The sequence below is a fragment of the uncultured Agrobacterium sp. genome (assembly GCF_913777885.1).
GTDB lineage: Bacteria > Pseudomonadota > Alphaproteobacteria > Rhizobiales > Rhizobiaceae > Agrobacterium.
On the sequence record NZ_CAJYTV010000022.1, the window covers coordinates 24,884 to 41,380 of the forward strand.

Genomic DNA, 16,497 nt, shown 5'->3' on the forward strand with positions numbered 1-16,497 from the left:
TACGGCGCGGACAAATTGTTGTTCATTCGAAACCCGCGCCGGGCAACCGGGGCGGGTTTTACTTTTGGAATGGCTTCCGTCCATAGGGAGCGCTCTGGGGCGCCGCGATGCGCCAACGGGAACATCATGCTTCAGGCTGCCACTGCCAGCGAGAGAGAACAGGGCTTCCACGTTCACTTGGAGGACGCCGATATTGCTGCGCTTATGCAGACCCTGTTAATGAGCGAAAGACGCATCCAGAGACTGGAGCTGAGTTCTGGCGCCGTCTGGATCAAGCGCCAAGGCACGGAAGAACCGCGATGGTGGGGCAAGTTACAGGGTTTGGCCGGTCGCCTTCTGCCCTATGCTTTCCTGAGGCCGTCGCCGATCCTGTCACCCGTCGAGATGATGGGGCGCGAGAAGCGCCGGATGATCGAGTTCCGCGACGCAGGCTTTACCGTTCCTGCCATCATCTACTCCTCCGACACGGCAATCGTTCTGGAAGATGTGGGAGAGACGATACAGGGCATCATCGCGCACAAGGCAGTAGCGGGCGATCCCGATCAGCTTCTGGTTCAATCGGCCAAGACGCTCGGACAACTCCATGCTGCCGGCCTGTGTCATGGGCGGCCGCATATTCGTGACTTTTTCCTCAAAGAGGGCCGTATCGGCTTTATGGATTTCGAAGAAGAGCCGCAGGCCGTCATGCCACTTGCCAGCGCCCAGGCACGCGATCTTTGGCTGTTGTTTTTGCCGCTTAGCGCCTTTGCCGAAAAGCGCGAAGAAACGCTTGGTGCAGCCTATCGCGGATGGGCAGCCAATGCGCCGCAGGCCACGATCGATGAATTGCGCCGTCTGGTGCGTGTGCTCAGCCGATTTTTGCCTCTCGCCCGGTTGATCGGGCGCGTCCAGATGGGTAGTGATCTGCGACGCTTTATCGTGGCGACCGACTTTCTAAAGAATGCTGTTGAAACCGATGCCGAGGCTAAGACCTTTGGCAAGGCAGGAAAAGATGACTGAACTGGACACTTTGAAATCGCAACTGATGTCGGACATCGCCTCGGCCGCAGACGAGGCGGCCATCGAGGCTGTGCGCCTGTCAGCACTTGGCAAGAAAGGTTCGGTCTCCGAGCTGCTGAAGACACTGGGCACCATGACGCCGGAGGAACGCCAGACGCGTGGTGCCGCCATCAATCAGTTGAAGACGGAAGTGACGGATTTCCTGACCGCCCGCAAGAGCGAGTTGAAGGACGCAGCGATCGAAGCGCGGTTGAAAGCCGAAACGCTCGACGTGAGCTTGCCAGTCCGTCAGTCTCCGGCCGAGCGCGGTCGCATCCATCCGATCAGCCAGATCGTCGATGAGATTACCGCAATCTTTGCAGATATGGGATTTTCCATTGCCGAAGGTCCGGATATCGAAACCGACTACTATAACTTCACGGCCCTGAATTTCCCGGAAGGCCATCCGGCGCGCGAAATGCACGACACGTTCTTCTTCCAACCGGATGAAAAGGGTGAACGCAAGGTACTGCGCACGCACACCTCGCCGGTGCAGGTGCGCACAATGGAAGCGCAGAAGCCGCCGATCCGCATCGTCATTCCCGGCAAGACCTACCGCCAGGATTCGGACGCGACCCACTCGCCGATGTTCCATCAGGTCGAAGGCCTGGTGGTCGACAAGAAGGCGCATGTCGGAAACCTGCGTTGGATCCTCGAGGAGTTCTGCAAGACCTTCTTCGAGGTCGACAGCGTCGTCATGCGCTTCCGTCCGTCCTTCTTCCCCTTCACCGAGCCGAGCTTCGAGGTCGATATCCAGTGCGACCGTTCCGGGCCGATCGTCAAGTTCGGCGAAGGCAAGGACTGGATGGAAATCCTTGGCTGCGGCATGGTGCACCCGAATGTGCTGCGCGCCGGCGGTCTCGATCCGGATGAGTATCAGGGCTTTGCCTGGGGCATGGGTCTGGATCGCATCGCCATGCTGAAATACGGCATGCCGGACCTGCGCGATTTCTTCAACGCCGATGTTCGCTGGATGAACCATTACGGCTTCCGCCCGCTCGACATGCCGACGCTGTTCGGCGGTCTGAGCGTCTGATCGGCCAAGTCGAGGAGTAATAGATTATGAAATTCACACTCTCCTGGCTGAAAGAGCATCTCGATACCGATGCCTCTCTGGAGCAGATCTGCGAACGCCTGACGGCCATCGGTCTTGAAGTCGAAGACGTTGACGACAAGGCCGCTTACAAGCCTTTTGTCATCGCCAAGATCCTGTCGGCGGAAAAGCATCCCGAGGCAGATCGCCTGAAGGTGTTGTCGGTGGATGCCGGTGACGGCAAGCCTGTGCAGATCGTCTGCGGCGCGCCGAATGCGCGGGCCGGTCTCGTCGGCGCTCTGGCGCGTCCTGGCACCTATGTTCCGGGAATCGATGTAACGTTGTCTGTCGGAAAGATCCGTGGTGTCGAAAGTCACGGCATGATGTGCTCCGAGAAGGAGCTCAACATGTCCGACAATCACGACGGCATTATCGACCTGCCGGACGATGCGCCGGTCGGCACATCCTTCGCCTCCTATGCGGGGCTGGATGATCCGGTCATCGAGATCAATCTCACGCCGAACCGCCCGGACTGCACCTCGATTTACGGCATCGCTCGCGATCTGGCGGCATCCGGTCTCGGCACGCTGAAGACACGGCCTGCGCCGAGCTTCAAGGTCGAGGGTTCGACGCCGGTCGACGTCAAACTCGAGCTGGATGATGCAGCACTTTGCCCTGGCTTTTCGCTTCGTATCGTGCGCGGCGCGAAGAATGGTCCGAGCCCAAAATGGATGCAGCAGCGTTTGCTTGCCATCGGTCTTCGCCCCATCAATGCGCTGGTGGATATCACCAACTACATGACTTTCGATCAGGGCCGTCCGATGCATGTCTTCGACGCCGCCAAGGTGAAGGGTGATCTGGTCGTGCGTCGCGCAAAGGAAGGCGAAACCATTCTCGCTCTCGACCAGCGCGAATATAAGCTTGGTCCGAACAATGTGGTGATTGCTGACGACAATGGGCTTGAATCCATCGGTGGCATCATGGGCGGCGAGCATTCCGGCTGCGACGAGAACACTGTGGACGTGCTGATCGAGTCGGCGCTCTGGGATCCGATCAATATTGCCAAGACGGGCCGTTCTCTCGGCATCATCACCGATGCGCGCTATCGTTTCGAACGCGGCGTCGATCCGGAATATATGGTGCCGGGCCTCGAGCGCACGACGGAGCTGGTGCTCGAGCTTTGCGGTGGTTCGGCTGGAGAAGCAAAGGTCGTCGGCTACAAGGGCTTCGAGCCGAAGTGGATTGATTTCCCACTCTCCGAGGTAAAGCGCCTGACGGGTCTCGAGGTTTCGGCGGAAGAAAGTCTTGCTATCCTCAAAGGTCTCGGTTTCGGCATCGAAGGCTCCGGCGAGCGTGTTTCCGTGTCGGTGCCATCATGGCGTCCGGACGTCGATGGCAAGGCGGATCTGGTGGAAGAGGTCATGCGTATCCATGGCGTGGATAACATCAAGCCGGAACCGCTTGAGAACCTTGGTGCCGTCAACGGTCGCATTCTAACGACGTTGCAAATCCGCACGCGCACCGCACGCCGCGCGCTTGCCAGCCGCGGTATGCTGGAGGCTGTCACATGGTCCTTCATTCCGGAAGCGCAGGCCAAGCTCTTCGGTGGCGGTTCGCCCGCGTTGAAGCTCGCCAACCCGATCGCGGCCGACATGTCGGACATGCGGCCATCTTTGCTTCCCGGCCTTTTGACTGCTGCACAGCGTAATTCCGACAAGGGCTATGGCGATGTCGCCATCTTCGAAGTGTCCGGCACCTATGAAAGCGATACGCCGGAAGGACAGCGTCGCGTTGCCGGTGGTGTTCGCCGCGGCACGGCCTCGCTTGCCGGTGCAGGCCGCATGTGGTCGAACGCCACAAAGGGCGGCGGCAAGGCTGTCGACGTCTATGATGCCAAGGCAGATGCGCTGGCAGTGATCGAGGCGTGCGGTCTGCCAATGGCCAATGTTCAGATAGAGGCTGGTGCCCCTTCCTGGTATCATCCCGGCCGTTCCGGCACGATCAAGATGGGCCCGAAGGTCGTTCTTGGTTACTTCGGCGAGTTCCATCCGAAGACGCTCGGCGCTCTTGATGTCTCCGGTGCCTATTGCGGCTTCGAGATTTATCTCGACGCCATGGCCGAACCGAAGAAGAAGGCGACACGTACGAAGCCAGCCTTGGATCTTTCACCGTTCCAGGTCGTGAAGCGCGATTTCGCCTTCGTGGTCGACAAGTCTGTCGAAGCGGGAGCCATCATCAAGGCAGCTACCAGCGCTGATCGCAAGCTCGTCACCGGAGTCAATGTCTTTGACGTCTTCGAAGGCGCGTCGCTTGGTGATAACAAGAAGTCGATCGCGATCGAAGTTCAGATCCAGCCGGTGGACAAGACATTGACCGACGAGGACTTCGAGGCCTTGACCGCGAAGATCGTCGGGAATGTCGAAAAGACAACGGGCGGCGTGCTTCGCGCATAACCCGCCCTCGATATTGTGGCACTGAAAACCCGCTTCACGGCGGGTTTTTTGTTTCCGGGCACGGTCACTCAAGACTTCAAAGACGCGCAATACGTGTATTCTGTAACAATTTGAAGCGAGACTCTTCGCCCAACGCATGTACAGGTTGATGCGGACGTTGCTTTTAGTACTATGCGTACCAGCCAGTTGGCCGTGTGGAGGAGATTTTATGGCAATTGGATTTTTGAAACGACGTGCAGCTTTGATGCTTGCTGCATCTGCGGCAGCTTTGTTGACGTTTAACACGGCTGCTTATGCCGAAGGCTTTCCTGAGCGCGCGATCACGCTCGTCGTGCCTTTTGCGGCAGGCGGCTCTACCGATGTCGTTGCACGTGTGATTGCGCAGAAAATGGGCGATGCTCTTGGTCAGCAGATCGTCGTGGAAAATGTCGGTGGGGCAGGTGGAAATCTCGGTGCCGACCGCGTCGCCCGTGCCGAGCCGGATGGCTATACGATCCTGATGGGCACGGTTGCGACACATGCGCTCAACCCGTTGATCCTCAAGACAAAGCCATATGATCCCGAAAAAGATTTCGCGCCGATTTCTCTTCTGGTTATCGTGCCTAACGTGCTCGTGGTCAATCCGCAGCTGCCCGTCGACAACGTGGCCGAACTAATCGCGCTTCTGAAAAAGGAGCCAGATAAACACGCTTATGCCTCTTCCGGCAACGGCACGCCGCTTCACCTTTCCGGCGAACTGTTCAAGAGCATGGCCGGCGTTGAGATGCAGCACGTGCCTTACAAGGGTTCCGGTCCGGCCTTGAATGACCTTCTCGGTAACCAGATCTCAATCATGTTCGACAATTTGCCGTCCTCTTCTGCACATATCAAATCTGGAACCTTGAAGGCGCTGGGTGTGACGACGGCGGAGCGAGCTTCCTCATTCCCAGATGTGCCGACAATTGCCGAAACCGTGCCTGGTTACGAAACCTATACTTGGAACGCACTTTTCGCACCGGCGGGGACGCCGCCTGAGGCAATCGCCAAGCTGAATGAGGCTGCCAAAACGGCACTGTCCGATCCGGATGTGGCAAAGCGCATGGCGGATTTCAGCGCTAAAATCGTCGGTTCGTCGCCGGAGGAGCTGAAGACCCACGTGTCCGAAGAGATTGCCAAATGGGGTCCAGTGGTGAAGGAAGCCAACGTTCAGATGGACTAAGGCCAGTACAGCCTCGCGATGGATCGTCTTCCCCAGTATCTCCGCAGGGGAAGGCACCTCCAATCCTTACCTGTTGGTTAAGCCATGAAAAATGTGATCAACTGCTGTTACACCTGATCATCATTTAGGCAATTAAACCGATAATAAATTATTTTATCCTATTACCTTCATCCATGACGAAAGTCGTCGCAGGCGTTTAAGCGCCGTCGAAGAGTCTTCAGATGGATCGAGGCAAAAGTGAATTTTTTCAGGAACTTGAAAATCAGCACCCGCATCGTCGTGGTTGCCGCTATCCCAACAATCGCCCTCCTAGGCGCTGTGGTCCAAGATAATTTCCGAAGGCTGGACGTTGCCTCTCAAGCCAGTTCCGTCTCTGAGATCTCAGCCATGGCACCTCTGATCGGTGGTATGGTCCACGAAATTCAGAAGGAGCGCGGTGCTTCTGCCGGCTTTGTGGGTGCGAAGGGGCAGGGCGAGTTCGGACCTCTTCTCGAAAAACAGCGCCTCGTGACCGATGCCGCGATTGCGAGATTTCGAAAGCTTAATCTGACGACTGAAGAAGCCGCCGGCTCTCCTGCTTTCATGCAGCTCGCCATCACCGCGCAAACAAAGCTCGACAAGCTTGACGCCATGCGGCAGGACATCAACTCGCTAAAGGCATCCGTTGCCGATATCGGTGCTTATTTCGCCGATACGATCGGCAGCCAGATCAAGCTCATCGAATCGATGAGTTCTCTGACGTCGGACAGCCGCATTTCCAATCGGATCATCGCCTATTCTGCACTCCTGCAAGGGAAGGAACGGGCGGGCCAGGAACGAACCGTGGGAACCGCGGCCTTTACCACCGGAAGCATCACTCCCGAAAGCTATCAGAAATTCGTTCGCCTCGGTGCCATGCAGGGCGTCTATTTCTCGATCTTCGATTCCTATGCGGGTGCTGCTGAAAAATCAGCGCTGGAGGCTGCACTTGGCAGCGATGCCGCCAAGCTTGTCGATACGCAGCGCTCTGTCCTTCTCCAGGCGCCGTTTGGTGGCCAGTTGAGTGGCATCAGCGGAGAGGCTTGGTACAAAGCGACCACGGACCGCATCAACGTTCTCAAGACGGTCGAAGACAAGGTCGGTGCGGAACTGAGTGACTATGCCACTGGCGTTGCGACGTCTGAACAACGTGGCCTTACGGTATCAATTCTAACATCCTTAGCTGTCCTTGCCGTCGTGGCTGTTCTTGCAGCAATCATTACCCGCTCGATCACGGGCCCTATCGGCAGCGTAGTCGGCACCATGCGTGAGCTTGCAGCAGGTCGCGCCGATGCGGCATTGGATGTTGAACCGGACCGCAGCGAGATCGGCGAAATGGTTCGTTCCGTTGCAGTCTTCAAAACCAACGCCCAGGAGCGTCTCAAGCTCGAGGCCGAAGCCGAGGCCAACCGATCGCTCACAGAACGTGAACGTCTGGAGCGCGAAGCGCGGCAGGCCCAGGACGCGGCGGAAGTGCAGCACGTGGTCGATACGCTCGGTGCGGGTCTCGGCGCTCTTGCAAACGGCAAGCTGAACTACCGCATCCAAGACAGCTTCGCTGACCGTCTCGACAAGATCCGCGTGGACTTCAATGGTGCGATAGAGCGGCTTGAGGATACGATCATAAAGGTCAGCGGAAACGCCCAGGGTATCGCGGCCGGTTCCAACCAGATCAGAGCATCTGCCGACGATTTGGCACGACGCACAGAACAGCAGGCAGCGTCGGTCGAAGAGACCGCCGCGGCGCTGGAGCAGATCACGACCACGGTGGCGGATACGACGCGCCGGGCAGAGGAGGCCGGCCGCCTCGTGAACGAAACGCGTGAAAACGCCGAACGCTCCGGCGTTGTCGTGACAAAGGCCATCGGCGCCATGAACGAGATCGAAGCGTCTTCAAGAGAGATTTCCAATATCATTGGAGTCATCGACGAGATTGCGTTTCAGACCAATCTGCTAGCACTCAATGCTGGCGTCGAAGCCGCACGCGCCGGCGAGGCCGGCAAGGGATTTGCTGTCGTCGCTCAGGAAGTGCGCGAGCTTGCCCAACGATCGGCCAGTGCTGCAAAGGACATCAAGGCACTGATTGCCAAGTCAGGCGATTATGTCAAAAACGGTGTTGGCCTTGTCGGTGAGACGGGTGAGGCTCTCACCCACATCGTCGCGCAGGTGAAGGATATCAGCGTCAACGTGTTGTCAATCGTTGAGGCATCGCGTGAGCAGTCCACCGGTATCAAGGAAATCAATAACGCGGTTTCCCAAATGGATCAGGGCACGCAGCAGAACGCTGCCATGGTGGAAGAGTCGACGGCAGCCAGCCACTCGCTCGCCAGAGAGGCCGATTCGCTGTTTTCCCTTGTGGGCGCGTTCGAAACGGGTTCGCAGCGCAGCGCTCAAACGGCGGCCTCGGCACGTCCCGTCGTTCCTTCTGCGGCACCTCAGCGCTCTCCAGTCCGTAACCTCGTCAATCGCGTTGCGTCTTCCTTCAACGGGAACGCTGCGCTGAAGGCAAACAGCTGGGAAGAGTTCTGAAACTGCGCGATCAGCATCGCTGATGAAAGGCCCCGGCTGTCGTCCGGGGCTTTTTCCGTCACCACTAGAGGTACAAAAATCAGGCTCGGAATCTCGCAAAAATCACGATGCGCGTCTTCAAGAAGGCAAGGCGTTGTTTGTGCATCCAACAAGACGACGTAAGGCGCTCTGGGGGATAGCGAATTGAGGCCGGTCCGCATTTATTCGCTGCGGGGAGAATTTTCGATTCCCTTGCGGCCTCGAGACGTTAATGTGGAGCGGAACAGACGTCCGGTATTTGACGACTTTTTAGGAACAGTCGCTTGAGATGCGTATGTCAGATGGTGAGAAGGAAGCCGCAATGGGGATTAAGACTGCGGAAGAGCGCAGCCTGGACTACAGAAACGCGATGGCGCAGCTTGCCGGCGCAGTCAATATCGTCACGACGGATGGGCCTGCGGGCAGGGCGGGTTTTTCCGCCACCGCTGTCTGCAGCGTCTCCGACAATCCCCCGACCCTCCTTGTCTGCATCAATCGCAGCTCGTCCGCTCACAGGATGTTGTTTGAAAATGCCGTGGTCTGCGTCAACACGCTGTCTGCCGATCAGGAACATTTGAGCCGTCTCTTCGGCGGCAAGACCCCGAGCGACGAACGATTTGCAGGCGGTGAGTGGACTTCTCTTCAAACCGGCGCGCCGGTTCTGAAGGGCGCGCTTGCGTCCTTCGATTGTCGCGTCCGCGCCATCCACGATGGCAGCACGCACGACATCATCATTTGCGATGTCGTCGATACTGCCATTGGTGACGGCGAAGAGGCGTTGATCTACTTCAAGCGCGGGTATCGCTCGCTCTGATCCCGCGCAACGCGGCTCACCCTATGCTTTTGCCAAAGCGGGCGAAGCTTTCTTCCAGCACGGTCGTACCCGCACCGGGGCGCTGCGGCAGGTTGTAGATTCCGCCCTGAACATCTGCCGGCTCCTCGAAATGGTCCTTGATCCATGGGATATATTCGAGGATCGTCGAGGCGGGGTGCCAGTAGCTCAAGTGGACATGCACCTGGCTCATCTCGCCGGCATGCGGCACCACCGGCAGTCGGTGAGCAAGTGCCAAATCCGCCACCTGAATATATTCGGTAATACCGCCGAGGCGGGTTACGTCGGGCTGAACATAGGCAACCGCACCTGCCGCTATGAAGGAACGGAAGGCATCGACGGTGTAGAGCTGTTCACCGAGCGCGATCGGAATTGCGGTGTTACGAGCAAGTGTGGCATGACTGCCGACATCGTCATACCAGAGCGGTTCTTCAAACCAGTATAAGTCGAGATCGCGGGCAAGAGCACAAAAGCGCTGGCATGTAGGCAGATCCCATTTGCCGTTTCCATCAATGGCAATTCTCACCGAACCGCCCAGACGCGCGCGAACTGCCGTCAGCCTTTCGATATCTACATTCGGATCGTCGTGGCCGACCTTGATCTTTAGCCGGGTAAATCCATCCTGCTCCACAGCCTGTGCGGATCCTTCCAGAAGAGCGTCCTTTGAGAAAGACAGCCATCCAATGTCGGTATTATAGGCTTCGAGCTTGTCGGTGCGCGCGCCACCGAGATAGCTCCAGAGCGGTACACCTGCCTTCTTCGCCTTCAAATCCCAGAGTGCGACATCGACGGCGGCGAGCGCCAGATGGGTGATCCCGGCGCGACCGACCCATTGAAGCGATGGATAACGTGCAAGTTTGATCCACAGCCTTGAATGGTCGTCGGCATCCTCGCCGATCAGCAGCGGCGCGTAGCAATCACGAATGCAAGATGTGATCAGTCGATCCGATGCGAGGTGGGCATGCGTGCCTGTGAAGCCGTAGCCTTCCAGTCCGTCTGTTGTCATGATCTTGGCGCCAACGACGCCCCAATGGGTGATGGAATGGGTCGAGTCCGAAATGGAATCTGAGGTGAGTGGCAGGTGCAGAATGAACGGGTGGACAGATGCTATTTTCATGATGGATAACCCTCCTCCGGTTATCGGGTAGTATGTGTTTTGTCGAAATGCGCTGCCCTCAATCGCTCTCCAGCTTTTCGAGATACGGCAATTCGTCGGGTGATATGACTTCAGCGACAGCCTTGATGCGCATCATCGCGCGGCTTCTGGAAATTTGTAGGTGGCGCACCAGCCCGGCTTTGGCACCATCGATATCTCCTTCAAGAAGGCTATCGAAAATCGCCAGATGTTCGGGCAAGAAGGGTTCGCTATCGAAAAGCCCCATTGTCCAGTGATAGAGGAAATGATGTGCGACAAGCAGCGCCTGCGGCAGACTGATCGCGCGCATCAGCGACGTATTTCCACAGTAACCCAGAAGCTCGACATGGAGTTGCTGTTCCAGCGCGTCCAGCGTTTCGCCATCGATCTTGTCGACCGACTGGATAGTGTCCGCGACGTTCTTGCGCAGTGAAAGCAACAGCCCGTCGGGGAGATTTGCCGCTGCCTTTTCCAATGCGATCGGTTCGAGAAGCCAGCGCAGCTCATAAAGCTCGCCGATATGTTTGGCGGTCAGTGCCGGGGCATACCATCGCCCACTGTCATCCTTGCGGACGATGCCGCGTTCTTGCAGGCGAGCGACCACATCGCGTGCCACCGTCCGGCTGACGCCATAATGTTTAGCCAGAACCGCCTCGTTGATCCGCCAGTCGGCAAGCGATGTGCGCGACACGATTTCAATTTCGATATTATCGTAGATGAGTTCCCAGCTGGATCGCGCCTGAATGCGCGTCGTATCGGCAAGAATTGGGGAATCACCATCCGTTGCCCCCATTGCGACTGAGACTCGGCTTTTTGCCACGACATCATAGCCGCGGCTCTCCGATTTTCGCACAAGATGCAGTCGCTCAAGTTCTGCAAGCGCCTGGCGTGCGGGAGCGCGGCTAATACCAAAGCGATTGGCGACCATGGTTTCCGTCACGCGGGAGCCGTGCGATATGACGCCGTTGGCAATATCAGCTGCCAGAATCTCGCAGGCCCGCCGGTAAAGGCGAGGCGCAATGCCGGTCGTCACACGTTTCATTTGATTAATGCCATCCCTTAGCTTGTCCTGATCGACAGTCAGGATTTTGCCGTCACAGGGATTGCATGTCTCTTATTTGATGTCTAGTGTATGCATAAGACATTTTTAGAAAGGGAACCGCAATGCTGCAGGACGAGGCGCAGGCTCATGTTCCTTTGACGCTGCTCGACCAGTTTTGTAGGGCGGTCTTTGGCGCCTGTGGCGCCGATGTGGCGACTGCGGATGCCGCTACCCGCGCCATGATGCACGGTACGCGATACGGCGTGGACAGCCATGGCGTCCGTCTGCTTGATCATTATGTTACGGCCCTCCAGGGAGGACGCATCAACCGCGCTCCGCAGTTGAAGACGGCGACAAGTTTTGGTGCGGTGGAGACGCTGGATGCGGACGACGCGCACGGTGCGCTTGCCGCATACACTGCGATGAACCGCGCTATCGAGCTGTCGTCGAGGTTCGGGATTGGCGCTGTGGCCATTCGCAATACGTCGCACTTCGGTCCGGCTGGAGCCTATTCGTTAGAGGCGGCGCGGCGAGGGTTCATCGGAATAACGTTCTGCAATTCCGATAGCTTCGTTCGCCTGCACGATGGCGCCCAGCGCTTCCACGGCACCAATCCGATAGCAGTCGGGGTTCCGTCTGGCGGGTCTGATCCCTGGCTGCTCGACATGGCAACGAGTTCCATCCCCTATAACCGCGTGCTCCTGTACCGAAGCCTCGGCCAGCCTTTGCCGCGTGCGACAGCATCGGACGAAAAGGGTCTCGATACCAGAGATGCCGATGCCGCGGCGATGCTTGCGCCGCTCGGCGGCGAGTTCGGATTCAAAGGCGCAGCGCTTGCTGGCGTCGCGGAAATATTCAGTGCCGTTTTGACCGGCATGAAACTGAGTTTCGATATCGCGTCCATGGGAGGACCGGATTTCTCCACGCCGCGCGGCATGGGAGCTTTCGTTCTGGCGCTGAAGCCCGAGGCATTTCTGGAGCGAGCCATCTTCGATGATGCGATGAAGCGTTACGTCGATACGTTGCGGGGATCGGCTGCCCGCGATGGTGCGCGTGTCATGGTGCCGGGAGATCGTGAATGGCAGGTGGCAGCGCAAAGAGTTCGTGAAGGCGTTGCTCTCGATCCTGCGACCCGCAAGTCCTTCGCTGAGTTGTCCAATCGCTTTGGTGTCGAGTGGCCCTTTGCCTAAGGCGGCATGTTCGGACGGCTTCGGGCAAAGCTTTGCCTGTTGACTTTTGTCACGGTTCCGCCTTAATGAAGATGATTGGTAAGACCACTTGACCAATATTGATCCTTGGGGGAGGAGACAGCATGTTTGTGGCGCTGGAGCCGCGTCGCCTCTACAGGCAGGTGGCAGATCAGATCAGGACATTGATCGAGACGGGTGAAATTTCCGAGGGCGCCAAGCTTCCTGCAGAGCGCGATCTCGCCGAACGCTTTTCCGTTTCGCGACCCACCGTTCGAGAGGCGCTGATCGTTCTCGAGGTGGAGGGCTATATTCAGATCAGAATGGGGTCCGGGGTCTATGTCAGCCAGCGCCCGAAATCGACTTCAGCTCTTCCAGCGGATGAAGGCGATGGTCCTTTCGAGATCCTTCAGGCACGCAGCATCATCGAAGGCGCTATCGCCGAAGAGGCGGCGAGGCAGGCGACGCCATCGCACGTCGCGCTTCTCGACGACAATCTTAAGCGCATGGAAGATGCCATTGGCGATGCCGTAAAGATGCTGGTCAATGACCGGGCATTTCATCTCGCCATTGCCGACATCATCGGGAATGGAACACTGCATCGCTTCACCGGCCACATTTTCGATCGAAGAATGACGCCCTATTTTGAGCGTCTTGCCAGCCATTTCGAGGGGCCGCGCACATGGCGTCTGGCGCTCGAAGAGCATGTTGTGATCCGCGATGCTATTGCAGCCAATGATCCGGACGCTGCCAAGGCTGCAATGCAGCGCCATCTCAGCCAATCGCAAAAAAGATTTTCTCAAAGCTTCGGAGAGGAGGCTTGAGGGAGGGACGATGCCGCTTGGTTTATCCGCGCGGTAGAGAATGAGACATCTGACACTGTTTCGGGAGGAGACAAGAAATGACGTTCAGATTGAAAACCTTGCTGGGTGCCACAGCGATCATCATGGCTTCCGCACTATCTGCGCAGGCGCAGACCGTGCTGAAATGGGCTCACGTCTATGAAACGACGGAGCCATTCCACACCGAGTCTGTCTGGGCTGCCAAGGAAATCGAAAAGCGCACCGAAGGTCGTTACAAAATCGATGTGTTCCCAGCTTCTCAGCTCGGCAAGGAGGCCGATATCAACCAGGGCCTGAAACTCGGCACGGTCGATATCATCATTTCCGGCTCTAGCTTTGCCGCACGCGATTCCAAGCCGATCGGCGTGACCTATTTCCCTTACATTTTCCGCAATCCAGAACACCTGATCGCATACACCAAGAGCGACGTCTTCAAGCGCCTGGCCAAGGGCTATGAGGACAAGACTGGCAACGTGATTGCGGCGGTCAGCTATTACGGAACGCGTCACACGACATCCAACAAGCCTATCGAAAAGTGCAGCGACCTGAACGGGGTTAAGATGCGCGTTCCCGACGTGCCTGCCTATCTCGCCATGCCACGCGCATGCGGCGCCAACACCACGCCAATTGCTTTCGCCGAGGTCTACCTCGCGCTGCAGAACGGCACCGTCGATGCGCAGGAAAACCCGCTGACGACCATCGAGGCGAAGAAGTTCTTTGAAGTGCAGAAGAACATCGTTCTGACCGGCCACATTGTTGACCACCTCAACACGGTCATCTCCAAGTCGCGCTGGGCAAGTCTCTCTGACGAAGACAAGAAAATCTTCGTCGACGTGATGCAGGAAGCCGCCACCAAGACGACGAAAATCATCGAGGAAAGGGAAGTGGCGCTTGTTGACGACTTCAAGAAGCGTGGCTTGACCGTGACGGAAGTCGACAAGGCCGACTTCGAAAAGAACGTGCTCGACAAGGTGAAGTTCGAAGACTTCGGATACAACAAGGCCGATTGGGAAGCGATCCGCGCCATCCAGTAAATCGCGCATGGCGCGGGGCTTGCTCCGCGCCATCCTTCTCGTTTTCAGCACCGGCAGATGAGCGCATCTTGAACCTGCTGCTTGCGCCGATGCTCCAACCGGATCATTTCAATGACGCAGGAAATTCATACTCAGGTCACGCCCGAGGAACTTGCCCATACGTTCGACGAGGCCCCGCCGGATGCCGACCTTTCCGTTTACGCCTTTGAAGACTGGCTGACGCTCGCCCTTTTCTGGATGATGACGGGTTGCGTGTTCCTCCAGTTCTTCACGCGCTATGTTCTCAACGACAGCTACGCGTGGACGGAAGAAATCGCCGTCAACTGCCTGATCGGCGTCGTCTTCCTCGGCTCGGTCATGTGCGTTCGCATGTCGCGCCACATCCAGGTCGACGTGCTTTATCACTATCTGCCGCCAAATCTGACGCGCATCATGGCGATCCTAGTCGATGTCATCCGCATCGGTTTTTTCGCCTACGGCTCTTGGCTGATGTGGCGTTATCTGGAGATCGTAGCGGACGAGGAAATGGTCACCGTGGCGCTGCCACGCAACATTGTCTTTTACACCGTCTTCGGCGCATTCGTGCTGATGTTCCTGCGCTCGGTCCAGGTTTTCGTGGCCAATCAGCGTCGCGGCTACTCCGTTCTGGAGCGGCCGGAAGAATTCCAGACGAGCGAGGAGATTTGAGATGCTGCTGCTGATCGGTTCTTTCCTCGTTTTGATGGTCGTCGGCCTTCCTGTCGCCATCTCCATGGCAGTGTCGTCACTGCTCTATATTGTCTCTTACAATGTCGCGCCGGATATCATCGCAGCCCAACGCATGATCGCGGGCGTCGAAAGCTTTCCGCTTCTTGCGGTGCCCTTCTTCATTCTGGCTGGCAACCTGATGAACTCGGCTGGTGTTACGGGCCGCATCTATTCCTTTGCCGTGGCGCTTGTCGGCTGGATGAAGGGTGGTCTCGCTCAGGTCAACATCATTGGCTCGGTGATCTTCTCCGGCATGTCCGGCACAGCCCTGGCAGACGCAGCCGGCATCGGCACAATCGAAATCAAGGCCATGAAGGATCACGGCTACCCGGTTGAAGCTGCGGTCGGGGTCACCGCCGCTTCGGCAACGCTTGGTCCTATCTTTCCGCCATCCTTGCCTTTTGTCATCTATGGGATGATGGCCAACGTCTCGATCGGTGCGCTGTTCATGGCGGGTATCGTTCCAGGCGTCGTCATGACGCTGTTGATGATGATCACGGTTGCTGTCTTCGCCTATGTCAAACAGTGGGGGTCGGACACGCCCTTTAGCCTGCGCACGATCTTCGGCGCGTCTTTCGAAGTCTTCGTCGTCATGCTGGTTCCGGCCAGTATCTATGTCATGACGATGTTTGGTCTGTCGCTGAACCTCGCCATTCTGATTGCTCTCGTGGTGCTGGTCTTCTGCGACTGGTACTTCGATTTCTCCGCGGTGATGGCGCTGATGACGCCTGTCATTCTGATCGGTGGCATGACGATGGGCTGGTTCACGCCCACGGAAGCGGCAGTTGCTGCGGTTCTATGGTCGCTCTTCCTCGGTCTCGTTCGTTACCGCACGATGACCCTCAAGACACTGGCGAAAGCAACCTTCGACACGATCGAAACCACGGCATCGGTTCTGTTCATCGTGGCGGCAGCTTCGGTGTTCGCATGGCTTCTGACTGTCAGTCAGGCAGCGCAGGTTCTGTCGTCGGCAATTCTGACGCTGACGGACAGCAAGTGGATTTTCCTCGTGCTGGTCAACCTACTGATGCTGTTTGTCGGCTGCTTCCTGGATACGATTGCCGCTATCACCATTCTGGTGCCGATCCTGTTGCCGCTGGTCTTGCAGTTCCACATCGATCCGGTGCATTTCGGGATCATCATGACGCTGAACCTTATGATCGGCCTGCTTCATCCGCCGCTTGGCATGGTGCTCTTCGTTCTCTCACGCGTTGCGAAGCTCTCGGTGGAGCGAACGACCATAGCAATTCTGCCGTGGCTGGTTCCGCTTTTTGTGGCGCTGATACTGATCACCTTCATTCCGGCGATCACACTTTGGTTGCCGCAGGAAATGGGGCTGATCCGATAGGTCACACTCTTCGGTCCGCGCGGCACTTGCCGCGCGGGCCTCG

General features: G+C 57.5%; 13 protein-coding genes. 11 read left to right on the forward strand and 2 right to left on the reverse strand.

Annotated elements, in window-relative coordinates; translation table 11 throughout:
• Nucleotides 1-126 precede the first annotated feature (126 nt).
• The 6 genes from QZ869_RS19850 (at nt 127) to QZ869_RS19875 (ending at nt 9,101) form a co-directional block, all read left to right on the forward strand.
• A complete protein-coding gene (locus tag QZ869_RS19850) occupies nt 127-999 on the forward strand; it encodes a hypothetical protein (RefSeq protein ID WP_062423627.1) in 873 nt (290 codons plus the stop codon).
• Nucleotides 992-2,074 carry a phenylalanine--tRNA ligase subunit alpha gene (pheS, locus tag QZ869_RS19855; RefSeq protein ID WP_296015412.1) on the forward strand — a complete coding sequence of 361 codons (1,083 nt, stop codon included), beginning with the start codon at nt 992-994 and terminating at the stop codon, nt 2,072-2,074. Before QZ869_RS19850 ends, pheS begins: the two co-directional genes overlap by 8 nt.
• Nucleotides 2,075-2,100: 26 nt before the next feature.
• The gene (pheT, locus tag QZ869_RS19860) at nt 2,101-4,524 is read left to right on the forward strand and encodes a phenylalanine--tRNA ligase subunit beta (protein WP_296106815.1); all 2,424 of its coding nucleotides are present in this window, start codon (nt 2,101-2,103) and stop codon (nt 4,522-4,524) included.
• A 244-nt stretch (nt 4,525-4,768) separates the two neighbouring features.
• Nucleotides 4,769-5,722 (forward strand): tripartite tricarboxylate transporter substrate binding protein, encoded by a 954-nt coding sequence (locus QZ869_RS19865; protein WP_296106909.1) that lies wholly within the window; start codon nt 4,769-4,771, stop codon nt 5,720-5,722.
• Between the two features lie 387 nt (nt 5,723-6,109).
• A complete protein-coding gene (locus QZ869_RS19870; protein ID WP_296106818.1) occupies nt 6,110-8,269 on the forward strand; it encodes a methyl-accepting chemotaxis protein in 2,160 nt (719 codons plus the stop codon).
• 307 nt (nt 8,270-8,576) lie between these two features.
• Entirely contained in the window at nt 8,577-9,101 is a 525-nt protein-coding gene (locus QZ869_RS19875; protein WP_296035497.1) for a flavin reductase, read from the forward strand.
• Between the two features lie 16 nt (nt 9,102-9,117).
• On the opposite strand, the gene QZ869_RS19880 is transcribed toward QZ869_RS19875, so the two are convergent.
• Complete coding sequence (locus QZ869_RS19880) at nt 9,118-10,236, reverse strand: mandelate racemase/muconate lactonizing enzyme family protein (protein WP_296106820.1); 1,119 nt, start codon at nt 10,234-10,236, stop codon at nt 9,118-9,120.
• A gap of 58 nt (nt 10,237-10,294) precedes the next feature.
• A complete protein-coding gene (locus QZ869_RS19885) occupies nt 10,295-11,296 on the reverse strand; it encodes a GntR family transcriptional regulator (protein ID WP_296106822.1) in 1,002 nt (333 codons plus the stop codon).
• Between the two features lie 122 nt (nt 11,297-11,418).
• Between QZ869_RS19885 and QZ869_RS19890 the strand changes: the two genes are divergently transcribed.
• The 5 genes from QZ869_RS19890 to QZ869_RS19910 all read left to right on the forward strand — a co-directional run bounded on the left by QZ869_RS19890 (nt 11,419) and on the right by QZ869_RS19910 (nt 16,454).
• The gene (locus QZ869_RS19890; protein WP_296106825.1) at nt 11,419-12,486 is read left to right on the forward strand and encodes an Ldh family oxidoreductase; all 1,068 of its coding nucleotides are present in this window, start codon (nt 11,419-11,421) and stop codon (nt 12,484-12,486) included.
• Between the two features lie 122 nt (nt 12,487-12,608).
• On the forward strand, nt 12,609-13,307 hold the full coding sequence (locus QZ869_RS19895; RefSeq protein ID WP_296099806.1) for a FadR/GntR family transcriptional regulator: 699 nt from the start codon (nt 12,609-12,611) through the stop codon (nt 13,305-13,307).
• Between the two features lie 77 nt (nt 13,308-13,384).
• Entirely contained in the window at nt 13,385-14,359 is a 975-nt protein-coding gene (locus QZ869_RS19900; RefSeq protein ID WP_296015357.1) for a sialic acid TRAP transporter substrate-binding protein SiaP, read from the forward strand.
• Between the two features lie 111 nt (nt 14,360-14,470).
• Nucleotides 14,471-15,046, forward strand: coding sequence for a TRAP transporter small permease (locus QZ869_RS19905; protein WP_296015351.1), 576 nt, complete (start codon nt 14,471-14,473; stop codon nt 15,044-15,046).
• Between the two features lies 1 nt (nt 15,047).
• Nucleotides 15,048-16,454 carry a TRAP transporter large permease gene (locus tag QZ869_RS19910; RefSeq protein ID WP_296106828.1) on the forward strand — a complete coding sequence of 469 codons (1,407 nt, stop codon included), beginning with the start codon at nt 15,048-15,050 and terminating at the stop codon, nt 16,452-16,454.
• The last annotated feature ends 43 nt before the right edge of the window (nt 16,455-16,497 follow it).